This is a genomic window from Nocardia sp. JCM 38205, assembly GCF_058222935.1.
Map to the genome: position 1 here is coordinate 233934 of NZ_JBYHFL010000002.1, position 22085 is coordinate 256018.

The window sequence follows — 22085 nt, forward strand, 5'->3', positions numbered from 1 at the left end:
CAGCCCGTGATGTTACGGCGTTTTGCCTGGTGAGAGCAGTTTCCGGGCGCGCGTCAGCGGGCGGCGTCGAAGCGGATGTCGGCGATGGAGGTCTGGAACTGGCCGTCGGCGTTACCCAGGCCGGTGATCCAGACCAGCACATAACGGGCGGCCTGATCGGCCTGAACCGGGATCTGGGTGACGCCGTCGACCAAGGTCGCGCTGCCGATCAACTGCGTCTGATCCAGCGTGGGCGAGGTCGTCGGCGAGGTACGGATCTCCACCCGGGTGCCAGGGCTCGGCGAGTTGATCGCGACATTGGTGAGCTTGGCCGGGCTCGGCAGGGTCGCCAGCAGGCCCACGCCCTTCTTCAGCGCCGGGAACTGCTGGAAGTACTGGTCGGTGCGCCACATCGAGGAGGCGTTGTTGTCCAGCACCGAGCTGACGCCGTTGACGTTGTCGGGGGTGCCCTCCGGCGAGAACACCGACACACCCGTCACCGGGACCGGCACGCCGGCCTTCGGTGCGGGCGCGCCGGGCGTCGCGGCGGGTTCGGCGGGAGCGGAATTGGCCGTCGTGAGTCCGATATTGCGCTGTTCGTTGAGTGGCTCATCGGAGGCGCCCGGCGCGAAGATGCTCACCATCCACCAGATGATGATGCCGACCACGAGCGCGGTGAGGATGCCGAGCCCCACCATGATCCACATCATCCGCTGCGACTTCTCCCGTTCGGCCGCAAGCAGTTCCGGATCGGCGAGGGATTCGTCAGCGGGCGCGGTGGCACGCTGGCCGAGCCGCAGCACCGGAATGAAATCGGTCTTCTGATCGACCACCGAGGCCTGCTCCAGCACGTGCTGCACCGTCGCGGCGGTGCGCACGCCCTTGTTCGGCTCCAGCGAACGGACCGCGACGGCGGAAATCTCGAACGGCACCTCCGGGCGGATCTGGCGCGGTTCGACCGGGGTGCCATCGGGGCCGAAATCGGCCAGCCGCAGCCCACCAACGGTGGCCGCACTACCGGTGACGCCACCGGCCCGCAGCGGCCACCGAGCGGTGATCAGTGCGTAGAGCATGGCTCCGAGACCACGCACATCGGACTGGGCGTCGGAATCGGCGAGCGTGCCGGGGAAGGCGAGCACCGCGTCACCGGAGGCGCTGATGCGCACCCGATCCGGATGATCGATCGACAGCGAACCGCCACCGCGGTGGGCCATCTCGGCGGCCGAGGCCAGCGCCCGGATCGCCCGGGCCGCGCCGATCGGCGAGGGCACCGTATCGGCCATTTCGCGCAGCGAACGGCCAGGAGTCCATTCGGCCACCACGATGCCGCCGGAGCTGCCGCGCACCACATCGAGCACGCGTGCCAGGCCGGGCGAATTGATCCGGCCCAGGCGCAGTGTGCGCGACAGGATCGCCTGCGGGCCATCATGTCCGGAGTTGTCGGCGGCCTTCTGATCGGCGTCGACGAAGGTCAGCGCGACCTCACGATCGAGCTTGATATCGAGCGCCTGCCAGAACTTCAGGCCGCGCGCACCGCCGTGGCTGGCCAGCAGCCGGTAACGACCGCCGGCGACGGAGGCGCCGGGCATCAGCTTCGGGCCGCGCGGGGTACGCCGCGGGCCGCCGCCGTCACCGCCACCGACCGGCGGCATGACCGGCAGCATGCCGGTGTCGTACATCGGATCGCGTGGCGGCGCATGGCGCTCGGTGCGGTCGTCTGCGTGCTCGGCGTCGGCGGACGGATCCACCTCGTGCGGATCGGCCTGCTCCGGCTGGTGCGCCGATGCGGAATCGGGCTGCTCCCCCGCGGCGAGCGGAACGTCGGTGGAGAGCCCGCCCGCCGTGTTCGCAGCTGATTCGGCGGCTGGGACGCCGCCCACCGCGTCGTCGCTCACCCTCGGTCCTCCTTCGCCCTGATGTTTCGCAACCCCGGCGAATTCGCCACTTGTGCTTCTCTGCCGAACAGGGTACGGGAACTCGCCGACCCCGGTGATGTCAACAGCATTCGAGCGGATAACGGGCAGCACCATGGTCTGTGCGTCCATGGGGTCGTAGTGGGAGTAGGCCAGGTACGGATCCGGCCTGCGCAGGATCTGGGTGGCGTATTCGTCCTCGACCGGTTCGTCCAGGCCCAGATCGGGGGCGGGCGGGGTGATGCCGAGTTTGCGCGAGATCGCCACGGTGATGGCGACGATCTCCGGGATGCCCGCCAGGCGCATGAGCCCGAAGGCCACCCCGAACATCACCAGCGAGGTGATGGCGACCCGGATGAACGAGCCGGGACCGTGCAGCGCGTCCGAGAGCCGGTGCAGGCCGAGCACCTTGTCCACGATCAGCATCACCGCGCCGCCCGCGGCCGACGACAGCACGACCCTGGTGATGGTGTGCCCGACGTTGGCCATGCGCAGATCGCCGAGGCTGCGGTGCAGCAGATACCCGCCGATGAAGGCGCCCGCGGTGAAACCGACACCGGTGGCCGCGCCGAGCACCATCACCACCTGATCGCCGTTGCTGGCCAGCACCGGGGCCAGTGCGGAGCCGATGATCTTGACGGTGACGATGCCGAGAATGATCCAGGTCGGTGTCCAGGCCTGCTCCCTGGCGTAGAACACCCGCAGATGGATCAACACCAGCGCGTACGGGATCAGCGTGAAGGCCGACCAGCTGACCGCCTGGCCGAGGCGTTCGGCGTCCTCGGCGAACCGGGCATAGCCGAACAGCGCGTCACCGACCTGCGGGCCCGCCAGCGTCAGGAACACGACGATGGGGATCAGCGCGATCATCGTCAGCCTGGTCGCGGCCGAGAGGTCGTCGACCACCGCCGGGGTGTCGTCATTGGCGGCGTTGCGGCTCAACCGCGGCATGATCGCGGTGAGCAGGGTGACGCCGAGCACGCCGTAGGGCAGCTGGAGCAGCGCCCAGGCGTTGTTGTAGATCGCCGGACCGGCCGCGTCGGCCTGCGAGGAGATGTGGTTGGCGAAGATCGTGCCGATCTGGCTGATCAGCACGTAGAGGATGATCGCGGCGCCCATGGTGCCGAACTGCTTGAGCCGCTCGTCGACTCCCCACAGCGGGCGCAGGTCGATGCCCTCGCGGCGGATGGCGGGGATCAGCACCATCGCCTGGGTGACGACGCCGAGCGTGACGCCGACGCCGAGGATCAGCAGCTTCGAATCGCCCATCCGCACCGGGTCCAGCGAGATCTCGCCGGGGGTCACCGCGTACAGGCCGAGCGTCACCAGCACGACGATGTTGTTGAACACCGGAGCCCAGGCGCCGGGTTTGAAGTTCTGCCTGGTGTTCAGGATGGCGGTGAACAGCGCCGACATGCCGTAGAACAGGATCGCCGGAACCAGCAGGAACGTCAGCGCGGTGGTGAGGTCGGTGTTCACCTCGCCGTCGGCGGCGACGAACAGATGGGTGGCGAGGATCGGCGCGGACGCGGTGGCCAGCAATGCCGCCGTAGCCAACACCACGAAGGCGGCGGTGACGAGCCTGCGCACGAATGCGGCGCCACCGTCGGCGTCCTCTTGTTCGGCGCGCACCAGCGTCGGTACCACGATCGCGGTCAGCACGGCGCCGAGCACCAGTTCCGCGATCATGTTCGGGATCAGGCTGGCCGAGGTGAAGGCACTGGCGATGGCGGGGCCGAGCACGGTGAGCAGCAACAGCTGCTTACCGAAGCCGGTGATGCGGCTGATCAGGGTGGCGAAGGCGATGGAACCGGAGTCGCGCAGCAGCCGGGCGTTGGCGCTTTCCTTCGATTCGCGTGTGCCGGGTTTCTCGGCCACCACGACCGGCATGCCCTTGGTGCTCGGTCTGCCGGACTCGGTGCGGGGCGCCACCCGTTCGGGCGGCGCGGGCCGTCGCACCTGCGGCTGCGGCTGCGTGGGCGGACGGTGGGGCGGTTGTTCCTCGCGCGGGGCGGGCCTGCCTTGCGGCGGACGCTGGCCCGGCGCCGGTCGGCCCTGCGGTGGCCGGCCGGGCGGGCGGCCGTGCTGCGCCGGGCCGCCGGGACGCTGTGGATGCCCCGGTTGCCCAGGAACCGGACGACCCTGATCCTGCGGCGGAAGCGGCCGCTGCGGCCTGCCCTGCTGCGGCGGTCCCGGACGTACGGGGCGTTGCCGCGGTAGCTCACCGCTGCGTGGATTGCCTCCGCCCTGTGGCGGCATGCCGCGCGGCGGGATGCGCTGCGGTGGTGGTAGCGGCCCCGGACGTCCCGGGTGCCCCGGCGGGGGTGGGCCGGGCCGTGGTGGCCGGGGTTCGGCCGGATAACTCTGCTGACCGGGATGCACCGGCGGCGCCGGACGCTGCGGCGGCGGCATCCGACGGCCCGGGACGGGCGGTTCGCCGGGGCGGCTGATGCGGGGCACTCCAGGGCCTGCGCCGTCGCCGCTCATCGTCGGCTCCGGGTGCGGTCCTCGTTCCCAGGGCGCCGCGGGGGCCCGCCGGGCCGGTGGTCCGTCGGGGCGGTCCTCGGGTCGCTGATGAGCGAATTGATCATCGTCGCCCATCATGCCTCCTGTGCATCGCCGGGCAGCGGAACCGGACGGTGACGATGAGCTGCGCCGCGCCGAAGCGCGCCGGGCGGGCCTGGCTCATCTACACCTCCTGTTGCTGTCCTTGCTGCCGAAGTGCGCGCTTACGCGCCCGCCGGTACCTGTTCACCCGCCGCCGGATGCCCGGATCGACGCCCTTGTCGGCGGGATCCGGCTCTCCGTGGAACCGGCGCCACAGGCGGCGTCCGGCCAACAGGAACAGCAGTATCCCGGCACATGCGGTAATTATCGCCAGCGTTTGACCGTACGCGTTCGAACGCACCGACACCGACGTGGCGTTGCCGAGCGGCACCCCCTCCGGCGTGGTAAGCGAAATCGGAATGACCAGGTTACGGGAGTCGCTGACCTCGGTGGGGATCTGGAACGAGCGGGTGCCGCGCGGCGGTAGCTGCTGTTCGCCGATATCGGTGATCTTCGTCTCGGCCGGAGCGTCGATCCGGAACCGGATCCGCACCGCGACCGGCAGATCATTGCGGGCGACCAAGAGCAAGGGGCTCTGCTCGGAGGCGAGGGTGTACACCCCGCCCGGCGGCAGCACGGTGACCGAGCCGAACATACGGTCCAGTGCCGTGGTGGTCTGCTCCACCCGGCGCTGGGCGAAGGTATCGGCCATCGCGGTTTCACCGCGGCGGTCCGACAGGCTCAGCGCGCGCACCAGGTCATCGCGCAGCGGGGTGAGGAACTCCTGCGGCGTCGGCTCCGACTGCGGCACCTCGACCAGCGCGCGCATCAGTTCGCTGATCCGATGGCCCTGTTCGCGGATCGGCGCGACGAACCGGCCGGGCGCCGCGTCCTGACTCGCCTGCGCGAGGTAATCGACCTGGTAGGGCGCGATGTCTGCGGGCTGGTCGAGCAGCTGGGCGAAGGTGCGCGGGGTGGCCAGATTGTTCTGGAGCAGCAGATCGACCTGCCGCAGGACCGCGATGGCCTCATCGCGGTTGGCGCCCCACTGCTGCGGCGGCACCAGCAGGGCCGAGCGCGGCCGGTCCGGGCGCGGGTTGAGCGCGCTCCACGACAGTGCGCCGAGCGCGTCCTGCAAGCGGGCGGTCCTGGAGTCCTTGGTGACCTCGTAGCGGACCCGGTCGGGGGTGAACGAGGGCGTCGGCGGGTTGGAGCCCATCGCGGCCAGCGCCGTCGCCGACCAGATATCGAAGGTGGCCGCGCGCAGGGCCGGATCGTCGGCGGGTTCGGGGACGCGGGGCGTCGGAGCCCCCGCGGCGGGTGGCGGCGTCGCTGCGGGTGGGACCGGCGTTTCGGGTGCGGGCGGGGTGATGCCGGGCAGCCGGACCATATCGGGCGTACCCGGTTCCGGCTCGGTGCGCGCGGTGCGCGTGGCGGCCGTGCGTCCGGTGACGCCGGTGCGGGCCGAGGCGATCGCCGCATCGCCGGCCGGCGCGACGGCATTATCGGCCAGAATCGCGGTCTTGAAGCCGTTGCTGCGCAGCAGTACTCCCGCGCTGGTGTCGATACTGCCGGAATCGGGCAGGCTCACGCCGCGTACCGACCGGGTGGCCAGGATCGAATCGACCACGTCGGCGGGCGCCTTCACCGCGCGTGCGGTGAGTTGCGGATCGTCCACCGCGGCCAGCGCCGACAGATCCACCTGCGCGAACGGCAGCGCCACCGTGCACATCGATGAGGCCAGCGAGCGCAACCGGTCCAGCCAGGCCTTGGCATGCTCGGAACCGGTGCCCGCCCTGGTCGCACCGCCCGGGTCCGACGGGCTGGCCAGCACGCGGTAGTCGCCGGTCATCGCCTCCACGGTGAGCAGCAGATCCGGGTCGACGGCCACGCACACCGAGGACGCGAGCCGCTTGTCCCGGCCCGCATCACTGCCGAGCACGGTCTCCAACGCGTCCAGCAGCTGTTCCAGCCGGCCGCCCTTGGCAAGCGACGACGCCAGCTCGTCATCGGTCAGTTCGGGCAGCTCGTCCACCGTGCCCGCGCGCCCGGCCACCAGCCGTGGCCGATCCGCCAGCGGCCACACCAGCGTGGTGGCCACCGGGGGCGCCGGGGCGGGCGGCACCGCCTCGGTATCGCCGGCCGACGCGGGCGGCAGGCCGAGCACCGGCAGCAGGAAGCGGGCGTCGTCGAGGCGGGCCTGGCTGCCGTAGGCCGGTTCCCCGTTGACGTTGAGCAGCAGCGGATATACCCCGGGCGCGGTGATGTCGAGCGAGGCGCCGGTGTCGTCGGCGCGCAACGCGATGCTCAGCGTGAACTGGCGGCGCTGGCCGGGGCTGAGCCGTTCGGCGACGTCCTCGAACGGGCCCGCCACCTCGTAGTTGGCCTGGTCCAGCCGCAGTGCGGTGCGTAGCCCACTGGGTTCGGCGATCGCGCGGGCGCGCTGCACCCGGACGCTGACGTCGTCGACCACCCGATCGCCGATATTGGTGACGGTGCCCGACACGGTCAGCAGCGGATCGCTGGTGGTGGTCACCGTGGTCGGGGTCACCGAATCCAGCGAGAGCTTGAGGAACTTCGGCGACGACGCCTCACCTGACTCGCTCGGCTGCGCGCCCGCGGGCGGTTCGCTCAGCACCGGCAGCGTCGCCACCGCGCCGAGAATCGTCAGGACCGCCACGATGATCCGCAGTCCACGCGTCATTGCTTGCCGGTCTCCATCCGGTCGATCAGCCGGTTCGCCACCTCGGCCAGGCGCCGTTCGTCGGCATAGGCGAGCCGGGAGTCGAGTTCACTCAACGGAACCCACGCCACCTGGGTGACTTCGATGTCCGCGTCGGACAGTTCACCACCGACCGAGCGTAAAAGGAAATGGTGCACCGTTTTGTGTACCCGGCGGCCGTCGGTGACGAACCAGTAATCGATGCTGCCGAGTTCGGCGACCACCACACCCTGGATGCCGGTTTCCTCGGCGACCTCACGGATGGCGGTCTGCTCGGAGGTCTCGCCTTCTTCGATATGGCCCTTTGGTAGCGACCACAGCAGCCGCCCGCGCCGGTCGGTGCGCCCGATCAGGGCGGCGCTGCGCTGTTCACGTGGCCCATCGAGACCGTCGACGACGAGGCCACCCGCGGAAGTCTCCTTGACCGTGCGCATGCGTGGTCTCGCCGCGTTTCCGGCCGAACCTCGGCGCCGGGGCTGGCGGCGTCGACTGTTCGCGCGATCGGCCGGGGACACCAAGCAATCCTAATCGACGGCGACGCCCCGGCCGTCCATAGTCCGGCGTATGGCGGCGCCGTTCCCGGCCCGCGGAGATGGCGGTGTCCGGGACAACCTGCGCCTGGGTAAGGTTCACGTTCGTGGTTTCGACCGGCCCCGACCCCGCCCAGCTGCCAGCGCAGACCGATCACGCGCAGCTCGCGCCCGATGAGCGCCGCACCAGGCTGCTCGCCGCGGCGGCGGTGACCCTCGGCAGCCTCGGCGATGTGCTCACCCCGCTCGGCGAACTCTTCGCCGCGCGCGGATTCCAGCTGTATCTGGTCGGCGGCAGTGTCCGCGACGCGGTGCTCGGGCGCCTCGGCACCGATCTCGATTTCACCACCGATGCCAGGCCCGAGCAGGTGCAGCAGCTGCTGCGCGGCTGGGCCGACCATCTGTGGGATACCGGCGGCCTGGCCTTCGGCACCGTCAGCGCGGCCAAGGACGATCAGCAGCTCGAGATCACCACCTTCCGCAGCGACGCCTACGACCGGGTCTCCCGCAATCCGGAGGTCACCTTCGGCGACAGCCTCGAGGGTGATCTGGTGCGGCGCGATTTCACCGTCAACGCGATGGCGGTGAAGATCGGCGCGGACGGTGCATTGGAGTTCGTCGATCCGCTCGGCGGCATGGACGCCCTGCTCGCGGGCATGCTCGACACCCCGTCGACGCCGCAGGAATCCTTCGGCGACGATCCGTTGCGGATGCTGCGCGCCGCCCGCTTCGTCTCCCAGCTCGGTTTCACGCTGCATCCGCGGGTGCAGGAGGCGATCACCGAGATGGCCGGTGAGATCGAACGCATCACCGCCGAGCGGGTGCGCACCGAACTGGACAAGCTCATCGCGGGCGCGCATCCCATCGACGGCATCAACATCATGTGCGAGACCGGGTTGGCTCAGATCGTGCTGCCCGAGGTGCCCGCGATGAAGCTGGAGATCGACGAGCACCACCAGCACAAGGACGTGTACTGGCATTCGCTGACCGTGCTCGAACAGGCCATCGACCAGGAAGAGGGCGATCCCGACCTGGTGCTGCGCTGGGCGGCGCTGCTGCACGACATCGGCAAGCCGGACACCAAACGCAATGAGCCCGGCGGCGGGGTGAGCTTCCACCATCACGAGGTGGTGGGCGCGAAGATGGTGCGCAAGCGGATGCGGGCGCTGAAATACCCGAAGCAGTTCACCGAGGACGTGGCCAGGCTGGTGTTCCTGCACCTGCGGTTCCATGGCTACGGCAAGGGCCAGTGGACCGATTCCGCGGTGCGCCGCTACGTCACCGATGCGGGTGATCTGCTGCCCCGGCTGCACAAACTGGTGCGCGCCGACTGCACCACCCGCAACAAGCGCCGTGCCGCGGCCCTGCGCGCCACCTATGACGATCTGGAGCACCGGATCGCGCGGCTGCAGGAGCAGGAGGACCTCGATCGGGTGCGGCCCGACCTCGACGGCAACGCGATCATGGAACTCCTCGGCCTGAAACCGGGGCCCGAGGTCGGCAAGGCCTGGAAGTACCTGAAGGAACTCCGGCTCGATCGTGGCCCGCTGACCAGGGACGAGGCCGAGGCGGCACTCCTGGAGTGGTGGAAGAGCCAGCAGTGAGGCGGCTGCTCGGCTGATCCGGCCGGACCGGCGCGGCCGGTCTAGAACACGATCAGCGTCGTCCCCGCGACGATCGCCGCGCGCATCTGCGCCAGGTCGATCGAACCGCTGACCTCCGGCAACTCGATCCGGAACCGCACAAGTTCCCCCTCGCGGGCGGCGTGCACGACGCGCGCGTCGTTGGGCAGTTCGGGCAGGCGGATCGGGCGAACGGTACGCATCCGTCGCGGTATCGGCACACCGAACCAGCCGGCCCGGCGCACGTCGAGGGTGAGCAGGTTGTCGCGCACCCAGGCGTCGGCGACCGCGGTGATCCGGCGCTGCCGGTGTACGGCGCGGACCAGGCCGTCCGGCGCGAGGGAGAGTTTCCAATCCAGCTGTTGCTCGTTGAGCCAGTCGACCAGGGCGGCGGTGGTCACGGTGCCCTCGACATCGAGTTGTGCGGTGCGCACTTTGGTGGGCACACCGGGGATGAGCCGCACGCCGTGCGCGATCACCGTCATCTCGCGGATCGGGTGCCGATCCCACTGCAGGTCGGTGAGCACCGTCTTGGTCTGGAAGTGCGCGCCGCGGCGGCGCACCTTCAATACCTCGAGGGTCGCGGTCAGATCATGGCCGAGCAGGGTTGCGGTGACTTCCTGGCCGCCGAATCGGCTCAGGATGCCCTCGCTGAGCACGGTGAGCAGCACATCGGGCATGAGCGCGGTCACCGTGCCCGCACCCAGATCGGCCACCGGATCCACCCAGGCCGTGGTGTAGGAAATCCACTGCTCCAGCGAGGACTGCTCGAACAGCCGTTTGCCGAAGTCCACTGCCCACAGCGGTGACCAGGACTTCGGGTCGAAATACGTGGCCATGATTGCTCCGAGCGTACTGGCCCGGCCCGGCGACGACCATCGCCGAATCCGCCCTCGACGGCGGCCGATACCCCGCGACCGGGCCAGGACTGCGATCCTTGTCTGCGGAATCACACCCCGGGGACAATGGTGACGACGGGAAGGACGCGCATGGCGCTGGATCTGAACAGTGATCTCGGCGAAGGCTTCGGGCCGTGGACGATGGGCGATGACGCGGCGATGCTCGACATCGTCACCAGCGCCAACATCGCCTGCGGCGGGCATGCCGGTGATCCGACGATCATGCGCCGCACCTGCGCGTCGGCGGTGGAGAAGGGCGTCCGGATCGGTGCCCACGTCGGCTACCGCGATCTGGCCGGATTCGGCCGGCGCGCGATCGCGGTGGCGCCCGCCGAACTGCGCGACGAGGTGCTGTACCAGATCGGCGGCCTGGATGGTTTCGCCCGCGCCGAGGGCGACCGGGTGCGGTATGTGAAGCCGCACGGCGCGCTCTATCACGCGGCCGCACGGGATCGGAAGATCGCCGACGCGGTGCTGGCCGCGGTCGCCGAATATGATCCCGAGCTCGCGCTGCTCGGCCCGGCCGGTACCGAACTCGAACACGCCGCCGGCCATATCGGGGTGCGGTTCATCGGCGAGGGGTTCGCCGATCGCGGCTACACCCCGTCCGGTGGACTCGCCGAGCGCGGTACCTCCGGGGCGATTCTGCATACCAATGAGGCGGTCGCCCAGGCGGTCTCGATCGCCATGTCCGGCACCGCGCGCACCGTCGGCGGGTCCGGTGAGGTCACCGTGCGCGCGACGAGCATCTGCGTGCACGGCGATACCCCCGAGGCGGTGGACATGGCCCGGCTGATCCGGGAGACGCTGGATGAGGTCGGCGTGGTGGTCGCGCCCTTCAGCTGAACGGGGTGACCCGCCCCGGCCGGGTGCGCGCGATCGCCGATACGGCGCGCGCGGGGGCCGTACCATCGGTGGCCTGGAGGGAGGCGCTGATGACAACATCGACCGGTTCGGTGCCCCACCGGGCGCGCGCCGATGCCGCCGCGCAGGCCATTCGCCCGGCCGGTGATCGCGCCTTTCTGCTCACTCCGCATCCGGCGGACGCGGTAGCGGAATTGGCTGCGACACTGCGCGATCGGCGGCTCGACGGGGTGCAGGATGTGCTACCCGCCGCTGAAACCGTGCTGGTCACGCTGCGATCCACCCGCGACGCCGAGCCGGTCCGGCGGGCGTTGCACACCGTCCTCGAGGAGCTGACCGAGCGCGCCGATTCCGGCGACGTTTCCCGTGGAACATCGCCCGTGGGCGAGCCGGTGGTGATCCCGGTGCACTACGACGGCGCCGATCTGGACGAGGTCGCCCGGACGCTCGGCCTCGGCGTCGAGGGCGTGATCGCCGCGCACACCGGAACCGTATGGTATTGCGCCTTCGTCGGTTTCGCGCCCGGCTTCGGCTACCTGCGCTCCCCCGACGACCGCCTCACGGTGCCGCGCCGCGCCGAGTCGCGGACGGCGATCCCGGCCGGGAGCGTCGCGTTGGCGGGCGGATATTCGGCGGTCTATCCGCGTAAGTCGCCGGGCGGGTGGCAGCTGATCGGACGTACTGAGCTGACCATGTGGGACGTCGACCGTGATCCGCCCGCGCTGATCCGAGCGGGCACCGCGGTGCGTTTCGTCGATGCTCGGGCAAGCCGATGAGACCGGGCCACGGCGCACGCGCGGATGAGATCAGCGCGCCCGCGCCGGCGGGGCGATGAGAGCGGACGGGTCTGTGGCAGCGCCGGGGAGGCAGGAATGACCGACGATGCGAAACTGCTGGTCGAACGGGTGGGTCCGCTGGCGACCATCCAGGATCTCGGCCGCGCCGGTTGGTTCGATTCGGGCGTCGGTGTATCCGGAGCGGCCGATCGCGCGGCGCTCCGATTGGCCAATCGGCTGGTCGGGAATCCGGAGGGGCATGCCGGGATCGAGGTGTTGCTCGGCGGTGTGCGATTGCGGACCATGCGCCCCACCACGCTCGCCATCACGGGAGCGCCCGCGCCGGTGACGGTCGACGGCCGTCCGGTCGGGCATGCCAGCGTGCTGGAACTCGAAGCGGACCAAGTCGTTTCGCTCGGCCTCGCGTCGACGGGGTTGCGCAGTTATATCGGCGTGCGCGGCGGCGTCGACGTCGCGCCGGTACTCGGCTCGCGCAGCCGCGACACCATGTCCGGGATCGGGCCGCAACCGCTGCGCGCGGGTGATGAGGTGCCCATCGGCCCTGCGCCACGGACCTTTCCGATCCTCGACCTCGCGCCGCTGCCGAATCTGCCGGTGCTGCTGGATATTCGAGCCATACCCGGCCCACGGGACGACTGGTTCACCGATCCGGCGGCCTTGTTCGCAGGCAGCTGGTCGGTCAGCGCCGACGTCGACCGGGTCGGTGCGCGGCTGCGCCGGGAATCCGGGCCGCCGCTGGAACGATCTCGCACACAGGAACTTCCGACCGAGGGGGTCGCGCTCGGCGCCATTCAGGTGCCGCCGGCCGGGCAGCCGGTGGTGTTTCTCGCCGATCACCCGATCACCGGTGGCTATCCGGTGATCGCGGTGGTGGCCGATGCCGACATCGACCTCATGGCGCAGGCCAGGCCCGGGCAGACGGTGCGGTTCCGGCGCTGCTGATCAGGGCTGATCGAGGCGCGCGTGCATGAGATAGACGTTGTAGCTGTCCCAGGCCGAGATGGTGAAATACAGATCCTTCGCCGTCGACCACGGATGGATGAAGCCGCCGTAGGACTTGGGGTAGTCGGTGGTCGACACCAGCGGCACCGCCTCGGTCCACGCACCCTGCGGTGACGCCGCGGTCCGCAGGACGATCGCGCCGCGCGCCGAATCCAGATACACCATCTGCCAGCGGTCGGATTCCGCGTCGTAGCGAACCGACAGTTCCGAAGCGATCCCGGGAACCAATGGGGTCGCGAGGTTTTCGGCCGCGGGCGCCCAGGTGCCGCCCACCCAGTACTGATAGGCCGACTTGTTGAGCACCTCGTCCTTTGGCACCCTGGCCAGGCCGATCACGCCGATGCGCCCGTTGGGTGTGCCGAACATGTAGACGTAATCGCCCTGCGGGACCATCGCCGCCACCTGGAACCGGCCGAGCCCGAACAGGTTCTCCCACTTGGCATGCTGATCCTTGACCCAGGTGCTGCCGTTGTCGTCGGAGTAGGCGATCCCGCCGTAATTGGTCCACCACAGGCCGGGGATGCGGCTCCAGCGGTTCACCGACATATAGCTCAGGTACTGGCGGTCGCCGAGGGCGAAGCCGGAGGTGGGGATGGTGGTGGTCTCCCAGTTCTTCACCTTGCGGCTGCCGAGGAGTTCGGCGGCGTGGCAGCGGCTGTCCTGCACCATGGTGTCGATCCGCAGCCCGTCGGCGAGGTCGCGGTCGGTGCTGTAACCGAGGACGTTGCTGCGCCAGTCCTCGTCCGCGCCGCCCGCGCCGCCCGGACTCCAGCCCTTGCCGAAGGTGTCGCCGAACACCACGGCCACCTCACCGGGCCGGTTCTCCCACATCAGGCCGAGATCGGTGCCGTCGACCTGCCAGCGCATATCGGTCCGGTTCGCCGAGCCGGGGCCGGTGACCTGCTCGACCAACCGCACCGACTCCACCCGGGCCGGCGCGACCGCGGCGCTCAGCGGTCCGGGTTCGGCGGGGTGCACCACGTGGGGCGGTGCGGGTTGCGGTGGGTCGCCCGGCTCGCCGGGTACCGGGATCGGGATGGGTTCGATCTCGGGTTTGATCTGGATCTTGGGCAGTTTGATCGGCTCGGCGGAACCGGAGGAGCTGCCCGAACCGGAACCACTGCCCGAGCCATTACTCGAACCCGAACCCGGCGCCGCCGGTGGCGACTGCGGGGCGGGCGCCGACTCTTCCGGTTTCGCGTTGTCGCGGATATCGGGGCACGGGTTGCGGCAGGGATCGCTCGGCAGCGGCTCCGGCACGATCCGGGTGTTGTCCTGCGGCGGGTCCGGCACCGGCACCGGGGTGAGCTGCGGGACCGGAACCGGGATATCGATCTGCGGCGGCAGCGGTGGCGCGGGCGGCTGAGCGGGGTCCGGCTCACGGGCGAGCGGATCGAAACCCACCTCGCCGCAACTGTTCACCGGCGGCGGCGCCCACGGAAACGGTGCCGCCTGCACCGGCGCAGGCACCGCGAGCACACCCGTGAGCAGCACGCCGAACAGGGCGGGACGGAGCGGGGCGGCGGCGCGGGAGTGGATACCGAGGTGGTTCGGCAGAAGTCCCATGGCGCGGCGGCTCCCGGGTCGGATCGGAACGGGCGTAGCTGATCCCGTGGCCCCACCGGTGCAGCCGGCTCCGGGGCCCGGCCGGATCAAGCGAAGATCAACTTACCGTGCGGGGAGCCCGAATCGAGGGATGGGAGCCCCCGATCGACGAATGTTGCTCGCGGTGGAACCGGATCAGCGCGCGCCGCGTCCAAGCAGATATGAACGAGATCGAGTACGCCTTCGGAACCGGCGACGGCGCCGTCGACGTCTGGTCGACGCAGGCGAATCTGGAACTGGCCGGATCGCCGGACGCCGTGCAGCTGGACTTCGACGGCGACGGGCTGATCGACGACGCCATGTGGGACACCCAGGGCGATGGCGTCGCCGACGTCGCCGCCCTCGACCTGAACGACGACGGCGTACTCGATGCCTTCTTCACCGACCCGTCCGGGGCAGGCGTCTGGGACCACCAGATCACCGGAACCAGCGCCGACGCGGCCAGTGAGCCCCTGGACTGGATCGTCCGAGGCGATGCCCCGCCGGCCCCCGCCGGTCACGACTCCCCCGCCGGGTACGCGGCCACACACCCCGGCCCCGCGGAGGATCCGCGCGCGGGGCAGGCCGCGCCCGAGTCGGTTTCCGGGCAGCACGCCCCGCCCCATCCGGCGCCGTCGATGGGTCCTTCCGGCGGGCACGGCGACCAGCCGCCTCTCGCGAGTCGGCCCGGCCCGATGCCCGCGCCGCCGCAGCCGATTCCGCCGGTGGATCCGTTCGGGCGGCCGGATATGCAGCCGGGCAATCCAACGGGCCTGGTGGTGCAGTTCGACCTGGAGATGCAGGTGCATGCGTTGCCCGGGCAGCAAGAACTGTCTGTGGATCCGGCGGTGGCCGGGTCCACAGCCGACGAGCGGGGCTGAGCGTCCTCCTCGTCCAGCCGGTCCGGGCCGGATCGACGAACTCCGCCGACGTTCGAGGGGTCGATGTGCGGGATTGGCCGATCCGCCTGGACACCCGGGGCTTATCGGCTACTCGCCGGGAACAGCGCGGTGACGCTACCGGCTCAGCGGGTGCTCCTCGCCGCCCGTGCACGCCGGGAGTTCAGGGCGATGGCGGCTACGCCCGCGCAATAGATGGCCGCACCGGCCGCCACCACCGGCAGCGACCGGCCGTCGGTGGGGACGACCAGCGCGGTGAGCGCGATGGCCAGCACGAACGCCACATTGAACACGGTGTCCTGGAGGGCGAACACCTGGCCGCGCCGGGTGTCGTCGACATCGATCTGCATGGCCGCGTCACCGGTGAGTTTGATGGTCTGGCCGGCCAAACCGAACAGGAAGGCCCCGGCAAGCAGCAGTTGGTGGGCCCGATGCGCGGCGTCACCCGTGTCGGCCACCGCGATCGGCGTCACCAGCAGCAGCTGCACTGCCGTCGCGGTCACCAAGCCCGCCAGCACGGTGCGCGGCCTGCCCAACCGTGGGATCAGCACCGGCGCGACCACCGCGGCCACCAGCATGCCGCTCGCCGTCGCGGCGATCGCGACACCGAAGCCGATCAGGCCGCTGTCCACGCCCGAGCCGTCCGAGGGCGCCTGCCGCAGCACCAGCACCATGATCAGCGTGTTCATCCCGAACACGATGCGGTGCGTGCCGATCCCGATCATCGCGGTGGTGACCTGCACCGAATCCCAGACCGCGCGGGCGCCGGTGCGCAGTCCGGTCGCGACCGCGCGCACCGTGCCGGTTCGTGCGGCCGACCCGGCTTCCGGGCCGAGCGCGCGAGCCGCGAATCCGGCCGCCAGCAGCGCACCCGCCACCGAACCGGTCGCGCTCGCGCCCACCGCGACCGCCGATCCGGTATCCCCCGCGCCGATCAGCCCGATCACCGCGACCGACGCCGCGGCCCCCACCCCGGCACAGCCGGAGGCCACCGTGGCGAGCACCGAATTCGTCGGCACCAGCCAGCGCTGCGCCAGCACCCGTGGCAGCGCGGCCGAGACCCCCGCCATCACGAACCTGCTGATGCCCACCACCGCGAGCGCGAGCAACAGCAGCGGCGTCTCGCCGATCCCGCCGAGCAGGCCGAGGCTCACGACACCGATCAGCACCGCCCGCAGCACATTCGCCACCAGCAGCACCGTGCGCCGATCCCATCGGTCCAGCAGCGCGCCCGCGTACGGTCCGATGAAGGAATACGGGAGCAACAGCACCGCGAACCCGGCCGCGATGGCCAGTGGATCGGTCTCGCGTTCGGGATTGAACAGGATGGCACCCGAGAGCGCCGCCTGGAACATGCCGTCACCGAACTGTCCGGTGAACCGGACCAGCGCAAGCCGCGCCACACCGGGGCTCTCCCGCAGGGCGGTGCGAAAAGCCCTGGCCTTGCCGAGCGCGTTCATCGGCGGTGCGGGGGCGGCAGGCTCGCCGGACTCGTCCGCCCCATGGCGGTTGTCGGGGCGAGCACTGGACACGGCCGGGAGGCTACCCGGAGCAGGTTCTGTCCATATTTCCGAGCATGCCCGGCCGTGGTCGCCGCGGTGCGGGAGTGGTCAGCGAATTCCGGTGCTGACCAGTGCGATGACTGTTTGCCGCATATCCGGCGCCATCGGCAACTCGGCCAGCCCCTCGGCATCGATCCAGGCGTAGGCGTCGTGTTCGCCGGGTGCCAGTTCGACCTCACCTGGTTCGGCCTCTACCACGAAGGCGAATTTACGGACTCGTGCCTTCGTTCTGGTGGCGTAGTCGAAGCTGCCCAGAAAATCGGTGATCGCGCGTAACCGCAGACCGGTTTCCTCGTGCAGTTCCCTGGCCACGCTCTCGGCGAAGCTTTCCCCCGTTTCGACACCGCCGCCGGGCAGTTCGTACATGCCGCCGTGATAATCGTCCGGTACCCGCCGCACGACCAGCAGTTTCCGGTCGCGGAATACTGCGACGCCGACCACGAAGTCGGTGATCCCGTCGCGGTGCGCCTCGGTGCGGAGCTGCCGCTCGACGCGGGCGAGTGTTTCCGGTCGCATCCGGCCCATCCCTCCGGTTCCCTTGGGGCACATTCTGTTACGCCACCGCACCGATTCGGCAGATCGGCCGGTACTGCTCACCTACCGTTCATCCGCTGGTCGCTCGCGTAAAATGCCGAGTGCAGACAATTTACAAGGAATGGGGAGTATCGCGCGCCCGCGGTCGCGCCTGCGGTACTTCGACCGGAAAGGCGATGGTGCCAGGGCCCGAGAGGAGGACCGCGATGTCCACACTCACGACTCCGCATATTGATGTCCATCGCGGCGGCGACCGCATGAAAACGCGTATCTCGTGGCTCGATTCGAAACACTCGTTCTCGTTCGGCCAGCACTACGACCCCGATAACACCCATCACGGGCTGTTGCTCGTGAATAACGAGGATATAGTTCTGCCAGGTCAGGGCTTCGATACCCATCCGCATCGGGATATGGAGATCGTCACCTGGGTGCTCAGCGGCAGCCTTGTCCATCAGGATTCCCTCGGCCACAGCGGAATCATCTATCCGGGCCTGGCCCAGCGGATGAGCGCGGGCACCGGAATTATGCATTCGGAGAAGAACGATTCCTGGCGGCTGGACGGGAATCGACCCGAACACGACGAGCCGGTCCATTTCGTGCAGATGTGGGTGCTGCCGGATGAGCCCGGCGTCGAGCCCGGCTACCAGCAGCTCGAGATCGACGATCAGCTGGCCGGCGGCGGCCTGGTCACCGTCGCCTCCGGGCTCCCCCGCTATCGCGACCGCACCGCCATCGCCATCAACAGCAGCCATTCGGCGTTGCACGTGGCCCGGCTCGCGGCCACCGAGCCGGGCGGTCCCGATTCGGTCATCGAGTTGCCCGACGCGCTGTATCTGCACGTGTTCATCGCGCGCGGCGAGGTCGATATGGAGGGCGTCGGCCCGCTCTACGAGGGCGACGCGGTGCGGATGACGCGCTCGGGTGGGCAGCGCATCACCGCGCGGATGCCCTCGGAAGTCCTGGTCTGGGAGATGCACGCGCGCCTCGGCGGTCCATAGGCGGCACGCCGGAACGGCCGCCGACGCACCGGTCCACGCGCGGTCCGCCATTACCATCGAAGGCCGGCGGGCGCGATCCATCGATGCCCAAGCCGGCGGCCCGACCGAGAGGACACCATGTCGCAGTATCCGCCTCCTCCTCCCGGCGACTATCCATCCCCGCCGCCCGGCCGGTACCCGGGTCAGCCCGAATACTGGCAGGAATCGCCCCAGCGCAAGGGTCTCGCGATCACCGCGCTGGTGCTCGGCATCCTGGCCGCACTGAGCTTCTGGACGGTCGTCGGCGGCGTCCTGTTCGGCCTGTTCGCGGTGATCTTCGGCGTGATCGCGGTGATCAAGGCGACGCGGGGCCGTGCCGGTGGTGCCGTCATGGCGTGGATCGGGCTGATCCTCGGTGCGCTCGCGATCGTCGGTGCCGTCATCGCCGGCATCGTCTACTGGGGGTTCGCCGAGGAGACCGGCTTCACCGACTTCTACGACTGCGTGAGCAACGCCGGCGGCGATCAGGCCAAGATCGACCAGTGCGAACGCGAATGGAACCAGCGCATCGAAGACAAGGTCGGCATCACCCCGACTCCCGCGCCCTGACCGCGACCGCTCTGGTCGCGGCCACCACATGGCCGAACTCGGGCCGGTAATCGCCTTGCGGCGGGTTGATCCAGATCCGGTAGCCGTTGCGTTCGTCGGCCGGTGAGGGCAGCACGATCTGGCTACCGGGCAGCGCCACCGACGCGCATTCGCGGAACAGATCCGCGAACAGATCGGTATCGAGGTAGGAGTCGTCCACCGGTTCGGTGAGGAAGGTCCAGCGCGAGGAGCGCGGATGCGCGATGATCGGGCCGTTGCGCATCCCCCGGCTGTCGAGCCGGTCGTGCACCTGCCGGCCGAGCACCGCAGGCATCGCCACCGCGCCGACCGCCCCGATCTCGAGCACGATGCGGCCCAATGTCCGATCGACGTCGGCGAACAGGCCGTGCTCGGTGCGGTAGCGGTGACAGCGGGCCACCGCTTCGGAGTCTGCGCGGGTGTGGTGAGGCGGATCGGACGCGGGATAACTGCCCGGCTCGGAATCGGTGCGGGACGTACTCATGACGAACCTCGCCCTCGGCGCTGGTGGATCTCGTACAGGTGGGATCGACCGCTGACCTCGACAGTAGACCCGGCCACCAGCGCTGACAATAGTCACACGCCGATGACTTCGGCGGGCGTAGCATCGGCTGCCATGGCACCCGTTTCACCGACAGTTGCCCGCTGGGAATTGGTGCTGCGGCTGCGTGAGCTGCGCGAACAGCGCGGCTACGACTCGGCCGGGTTCGCCAAGCTGGTCGGCTTCACACCGGCCAACTGGTCGCATGTGGAAAAGGGCAGGCGGGTGCTGACCACCAACACCATCGGCCCCGTGCTCGATCAGCTCGAGGTGGAACCGGAAGAACGCGCCGAACTGCTCGAGCTGCTGCGGGCCAGTAAACAGCGCGGCTGGTGGGCGAAATCGTCGGCGCTGATCGGCTCGGAATTGCAGCGGCTCTACGGAATGGAGTACGGCGCACAGAGCATCCGCAGCTACGACAGCTCCGTGGTGCCTGGCCTACTGCAGACCGAGGCCTACGCCAGGGCGTTGATCAGCGCCGATGTCATGATCCGGCCGGTGCAGGTGGAGCAGCTGGTGGCGATCCGGATGCAGCGCCAGCGGCGGTTGCGCGGGCAAGATCCGGTGGAGTTGACCGCGGTGGTCGGCGAGGGCACGCTGCGTCAGCAGACCGGCGGGCCGGATGTGCTGGCCGCGCAATTGCGTCACCTGGTGGACCTGATGACCGAACTCGGCAATGTCGAGGTGCGCGTCATCCCGTTCACCGCGTCGGCCGGTGCGGTGCTCGGCGGGTCGAGTTTCCATCTGATCGACTTCACCAGCGAGCGGCTACCCACCTTCGGCTGGGCCGAGAGCGCGGTCTTCGGCGGTGCCGTCGACGACCCGGAGCAGGTGCGCGATCTGAGCTTCGCCTTCGTGCGCGCACTGGAACAATCATTGTCGCGAGATGACTCATTATCCCTGCTCAGACGGTATATGGTCGGGTAAAATGCGGCCCATGGCCACCACCGCGAAGTATCGGCCGCATGCCCGCGGCTGGTTCACATCGAGCAGATCCAACAATGGCAATCAATGTGTCGAGGTTCGGTTCGATGGTGATGCGGTGCTCATCCGTGACAGCAAATACCGCCGCAACCCGGCCAACCGCCCCGACGAAGAGCCCATCATCACCGTCACCGCATGCGAATGGACCGCATTCATCGCCACCGTCACCGGGCGCGGGCCCGCCACCAGCGTCTTGACCGTGCACACCGCCGAGGACGGCTACACCAGTCTCGGCCACCGCGCCACCACCCTCACCTACACCCCTGAGGAGTGGCAGGCCTTCCTCGACGGCGCCATCGCCGGCGAGTTCGACCGCATCATCCTGCCGGCCTGAACGTCACTCGAATAATCGCGCCCGCCGATCGGCTTCCGCGGCAGGAGGTTTCGAGTCGGCGAGCATAGGCGTGCCGGTCCGTGCGGTGTCGTCGGTTCCGATCCGATGGCCACCGCCCCGGTGGCAGGATCGACGACCATGACCGACGCTGGATCGCCGGGCGCCGACGAGGCCACGTTCATCGCGGTGGTTCGCTCGGGCGATGCGGCGCGGTTCGCGCTCATCACCGAGCGCCATCGGCGTGAGCTGCAGGTGCATTGCTACCGGATGCTGGCGAATTACGAAGACGCCATGGACATGACGCAGGAGACGTTCCTGCGTGCGTGGAACAAGCGCGAGTCGTTCAGGGGCGAGGCAGGGTTGCGGACCTGGCTCTACCGGATCGCGACGAACGTCTGCCTCGACTTTCTGGACAAGCGCAACAACCGCACCCCGCTACCGTCCGAGCTGTCGGAGGCCGACCTGCTGTATCTCCAGCCGTACCCGGACCGGATGCTTCCCGAGGACCCGCAGGACTCGGTGGTGGCGCGCGAGACGATCGAGCTGGCGTTCATCGTCGCCGTGCAGTACCTGCCGCCGCGGCAGCGGGCGGTGTTCATCCTGCGTGACGTCCTCGGCTGGCCCGCGCCGACGGCGGCCGACGCGCTCGAGTTGACCGTCGCATCGGTGACCAGCGCACTGCAGCGGGCGCGGGTGACGGTGCGCGAGCAGCTGCCCGGCCGCCGCCTCGACTGGCGCGGTCCCGCCACCCACGCGCTGTCGAATGCCGAGCGAGCCGTGGTGAACTCCTACATCGCGGCTCACGAGCACAACGACCTCGACGGGCTGACCGCCCTGTTACGCGACCACCTGCGGTTCGCGATGCTGCCCGAAATGGGCACCGTCGTCACGACGGCCGAGGACGCGGTCGACGGCTGGGTCTCCGGCGGGCTGTTCCAGCGCGGCCGCGACGACTGGCGCGGTTTCGTCACGGCGGTCAACCGCATGCCTGCCGCCGCGCTGTATCTGCGTCAGCCGGGCGACAAGGAGTACCGGCCATTCGCCCTCGCGGTCCTGCACATCGTCGACGGGAAGATCGCCGAGCTCACCGGATTCGACGTCACCGGCAAGTCATGGCTGGATCTGCCCCCGACGCTGTGATCGGGAACGACATCGGCCTTCACTCACG

General features: G+C 69.6%; 18 protein-coding genes. 10 read left to right on the forward strand and 8 right to left on the reverse strand.

What is annotated here, in order from left to right:
• Positions 1 to 53 precede the first annotated feature (53 nt).
• The 3 genes from AC4HOU_RS07890 to AC4HOU_RS07900 all read right to left on the reverse strand — a co-directional run bounded on the left by AC4HOU_RS07890 (position 54) and on the right by AC4HOU_RS07900 (position 7676).
• A complete protein-coding gene (locus AC4HOU_RS07890; protein ID WP_228806197.1) occupies positions 54 to 3782 on the reverse strand; it encodes a murein biosynthesis integral membrane protein MurJ in 3729 nt (1242 codons plus the stop codon).
• 799 nt (positions 3783 to 4581) lie between these two features.
• Positions 4582 to 7143 carry a DUF6049 family protein gene (locus tag AC4HOU_RS07895; protein WP_195006877.1) on the reverse strand — a complete coding sequence of 854 codons (2562 nt, stop codon included), beginning with the start codon at positions 7141 to 7143 and terminating at the stop codon, positions 4582 to 4584.
• The gene (locus AC4HOU_RS07900; protein WP_081597542.1) at positions 7140 to 7676 is read right to left on the reverse strand and encodes an NUDIX hydrolase; all 537 of its coding nucleotides are present in this window, start codon (positions 7674 to 7676) and stop codon (positions 7140 to 7142) included. The genes AC4HOU_RS07895 and AC4HOU_RS07900 overlap by 4 nt, the downstream gene beginning before the upstream one ends.
• 122 nt (positions 7677 to 7798) lie before the next feature.
• On the opposite strand from AC4HOU_RS07900, the gene AC4HOU_RS07905 reads away from it, so the two are divergent.
• A complete protein-coding gene (locus AC4HOU_RS07905) occupies positions 7799 to 9295 on the forward strand; it encodes a CCA tRNA nucleotidyltransferase (protein ID WP_490724315.1) in 1497 nt (498 codons plus the stop codon).
• Positions 9296 to 9336: 41 nt separating this feature from the next.
• Here AC4HOU_RS07905 and AC4HOU_RS07910 read toward each other — a convergent pair whose 3' ends face one another.
• Positions 9337 to 10152: a hypothetical protein gene (locus tag AC4HOU_RS07910; RefSeq protein ID WP_163813357.1), complete on the reverse strand. Its 816-nt coding sequence runs from the start codon at positions 10150 to 10152 to the stop codon at positions 9337 to 9339.
• Positions 10153 to 10302: 150 nt separating this feature from the next.
• Between AC4HOU_RS07910 and AC4HOU_RS07915 the strand changes: the two genes are divergently transcribed.
• The 3 genes from AC4HOU_RS07915 to AC4HOU_RS07925 all read left to right on the forward strand — a co-directional run bounded on the left by AC4HOU_RS07915 (position 10303) and on the right by AC4HOU_RS07925 (position 12815).
• Positions 10303 to 11058 (forward strand): LamB/YcsF family protein, encoded by a 756-nt coding sequence (locus AC4HOU_RS07915; RefSeq protein ID WP_163813358.1) that lies wholly within the window; start codon positions 10303 to 10305, stop codon positions 11056 to 11058.
• 89 nt (positions 11059 to 11147) lie between these two features.
• On the forward strand, positions 11148 to 11852 hold the full coding sequence (locus AC4HOU_RS07920) for a 5-oxoprolinase subunit B family protein (protein WP_490724316.1): 705 nt from the start codon (positions 11148 to 11150) through the stop codon (positions 11850 to 11852).
• Between the two features lie 96 nt (positions 11853 to 11948).
• Entirely contained in the window at positions 11949 to 12815 is an 867-nt protein-coding gene (locus tag AC4HOU_RS07925; RefSeq protein ID WP_195020342.1) for a 5-oxoprolinase subunit C family protein, read from the forward strand.
• On the opposite strand, the gene AC4HOU_RS07930 is transcribed toward AC4HOU_RS07925, so the two are convergent.
• Entirely contained in the window at positions 12816 to 14441 is a 1626-nt protein-coding gene (locus tag AC4HOU_RS07930) for a glycoside hydrolase family 183 protein (protein ID WP_490724317.1), read from the reverse strand.
• Between the two features lie 200 nt (positions 14442 to 14641).
• Here AC4HOU_RS07930 and AC4HOU_RS07935 point away from each other — a divergent pair, with 200 nt between their 5' ends.
• Entirely contained in the window at positions 14642 to 15340 is a 699-nt protein-coding gene (locus AC4HOU_RS07935) for a hypothetical protein (protein ID WP_490724318.1), read from the forward strand.
• 143 nt (positions 15341 to 15483) lie between these two features.
• On the opposite strand, the gene AC4HOU_RS07940 is transcribed toward AC4HOU_RS07935, so the two are convergent.
• Together AC4HOU_RS07940 and AC4HOU_RS07945 are read right to left on the reverse strand one after the other, a co-directional pair.
• Entirely contained in the window at positions 15484 to 16818 is a 1335-nt protein-coding gene (locus tag AC4HOU_RS07940; RefSeq protein WP_163813447.1) for an MFS transporter, read from the reverse strand.
• A 150-nt stretch (positions 16819 to 16968) separates the two neighbouring features.
• Complete coding sequence (locus AC4HOU_RS07945) at positions 16969 to 17436, reverse strand: NUDIX hydrolase (protein WP_163813363.1); 468 nt, start codon at positions 17434 to 17436, stop codon at positions 16969 to 16971.
• Between the two features lie 224 nt (positions 17437 to 17660).
• Between AC4HOU_RS07945 and AC4HOU_RS07950 the strand changes: the two genes are divergently transcribed.
• Positions 17661 to 18452: a pirin family protein gene (locus tag AC4HOU_RS07950; RefSeq protein WP_163813364.1), complete on the forward strand. Its 792-nt coding sequence runs from the start codon at positions 17661 to 17663 to the stop codon at positions 18450 to 18452.
• A 117-nt stretch (positions 18453 to 18569) separates the two neighbouring features.
• On the forward strand, positions 18570 to 19040 hold the full coding sequence (locus AC4HOU_RS07955; protein WP_163813365.1) for a DUF4190 domain-containing protein: 471 nt from the start codon (positions 18570 to 18572) through the stop codon (positions 19038 to 19040).
• Here AC4HOU_RS07955 and AC4HOU_RS07960 read toward each other — a convergent pair.
• Complete coding sequence (locus tag AC4HOU_RS07960) at positions 19018 to 19542, reverse strand: hypothetical protein (protein WP_194990512.1); 525 nt, start codon at positions 19540 to 19542, stop codon at positions 19018 to 19020. The two genes, AC4HOU_RS07955 and AC4HOU_RS07960, sit on opposite strands and share 23 nt — an antisense overlap.
• Positions 19543 to 19674: 132 nt before the next feature.
• On the opposite strand from AC4HOU_RS07960, the gene AC4HOU_RS07965 reads away from it, so the two are divergent.
• The 3 genes from AC4HOU_RS07965 to AC4HOU_RS07975 all read left to right on the forward strand — a co-directional run bounded on the left by AC4HOU_RS07965 (position 19675) and on the right by AC4HOU_RS07975 (position 22057).
• Positions 19675 to 20526 (forward strand): helix-turn-helix domain-containing protein, encoded by an 852-nt coding sequence (locus AC4HOU_RS07965; protein WP_194990511.1) that lies wholly within the window; start codon positions 19675 to 19677, stop codon positions 20524 to 20526.
• 10 nt (positions 20527 to 20536) lie between these two features.
• On the forward strand, positions 20537 to 20917 hold the full coding sequence (locus tag AC4HOU_RS07970) for a DUF397 domain-containing protein (protein WP_163813368.1): 381 nt from the start codon (positions 20537 to 20539) through the stop codon (positions 20915 to 20917).
• Between the two features lie 138 nt (positions 20918 to 21055).
• Positions 21056 to 22057, forward strand: coding sequence for an RNA polymerase subunit sigma-70 (locus tag AC4HOU_RS07975; RefSeq protein ID WP_195020339.1), 1002 nt, complete (start codon positions 21056 to 21058; stop codon positions 22055 to 22057).
• The last annotated feature ends 28 nt before the right edge of the window (positions 22058 to 22085 follow it).

Coding starts and splice junctions, on each gene's coding strand:
- AC4HOU_RS07890 (WP_228806197.1), bottom strand. CDS start 3,782: ATGCCGGTCGTGGTGGCCGAGAAACCCGGCACACGCGAATCGAAGGAA.
- AC4HOU_RS07895 (WP_195006877.1), bottom strand. CDS start 7,143: ATGACGCGTGGACTGCGGATCATCGTGGCGGTCCTGACGATTCTCGGC.
- AC4HOU_RS07910 (WP_163813357.1), bottom strand. CDS start 10,152: ATGGCCACGTATTTCGACCCGAAGTCCTGGTCACCGCTGTGGGCAGTG.
- AC4HOU_RS07915 (WP_163813358.1), top strand. CDS start 10,303: ATGGCGCTGGATCTGAACAGTGATCTCGGCGAAGGCTTCGGGCCGTGG.
- AC4HOU_RS07920 (WP_490724316.1), top strand. CDS start 11,148: ATGACAACATCGACCGGTTCGGTGCCCCACCGGGCGCGCGCCGATGCC.
- AC4HOU_RS07925 (WP_195020342.1), top strand. CDS start 11,949: ATGACCGACGATGCGAAACTGCTGGTCGAACGGGTGGGTCCGCTGGCG.
- AC4HOU_RS07930 (WP_490724317.1), bottom strand. CDS start 14,441: ATGGGACTTCTGCCGAACCACCTCGGTATCCACTCCCGCGCCGCCGCC.
- AC4HOU_RS07935 (WP_490724318.1), top strand. CDS start 14,642: ATGAACGAGATCGAGTACGCCTTCGGAACCGGCGACGGCGCCGTCGAC.
- AC4HOU_RS07940 (WP_163813447.1), bottom strand. CDS start 16,818: ATGAACGCGCTCGGCAAGGCCAGGGCTTTTCGCACCGCCCTGCGGGAG.
- AC4HOU_RS07945 (WP_163813363.1), bottom strand. CDS start 17,436: ATGCGACCGGAAACACTCGCCCGCGTCGAGCGGCAGCTCCGCACCGAG.
- AC4HOU_RS07950 (WP_163813364.1), top strand. CDS start 17,661: ATGTCCACACTCACGACTCCGCATATTGATGTCCATCGCGGCGGCGAC.
- AC4HOU_RS07955 (WP_163813365.1), top strand. CDS start 18,570: ATGTCGCAGTATCCGCCTCCTCCTCCCGGCGACTATCCATCCCCGCCG.
- AC4HOU_RS07960 (WP_194990512.1), bottom strand. CDS start 19,542: ATGAGTACGTCCCGCACCGATTCCGAGCCGGGCAGTTATCCCGCGTCC.
- AC4HOU_RS07965 (WP_194990511.1), top strand. CDS start 19,675: ATGGCACCCGTTTCACCGACAGTTGCCCGCTGGGAATTGGTGCTGCGG.
- AC4HOU_RS07970 (WP_163813368.1), top strand. CDS start 20,537: ATGGCCACCACCGCGAAGTATCGGCCGCATGCCCGCGGCTGGTTCACA.
- AC4HOU_RS07975 (WP_195020339.1), top strand. CDS start 21,056: ATGACCGACGCTGGATCGCCGGGCGCCGACGAGGCCACGTTCATCGCG.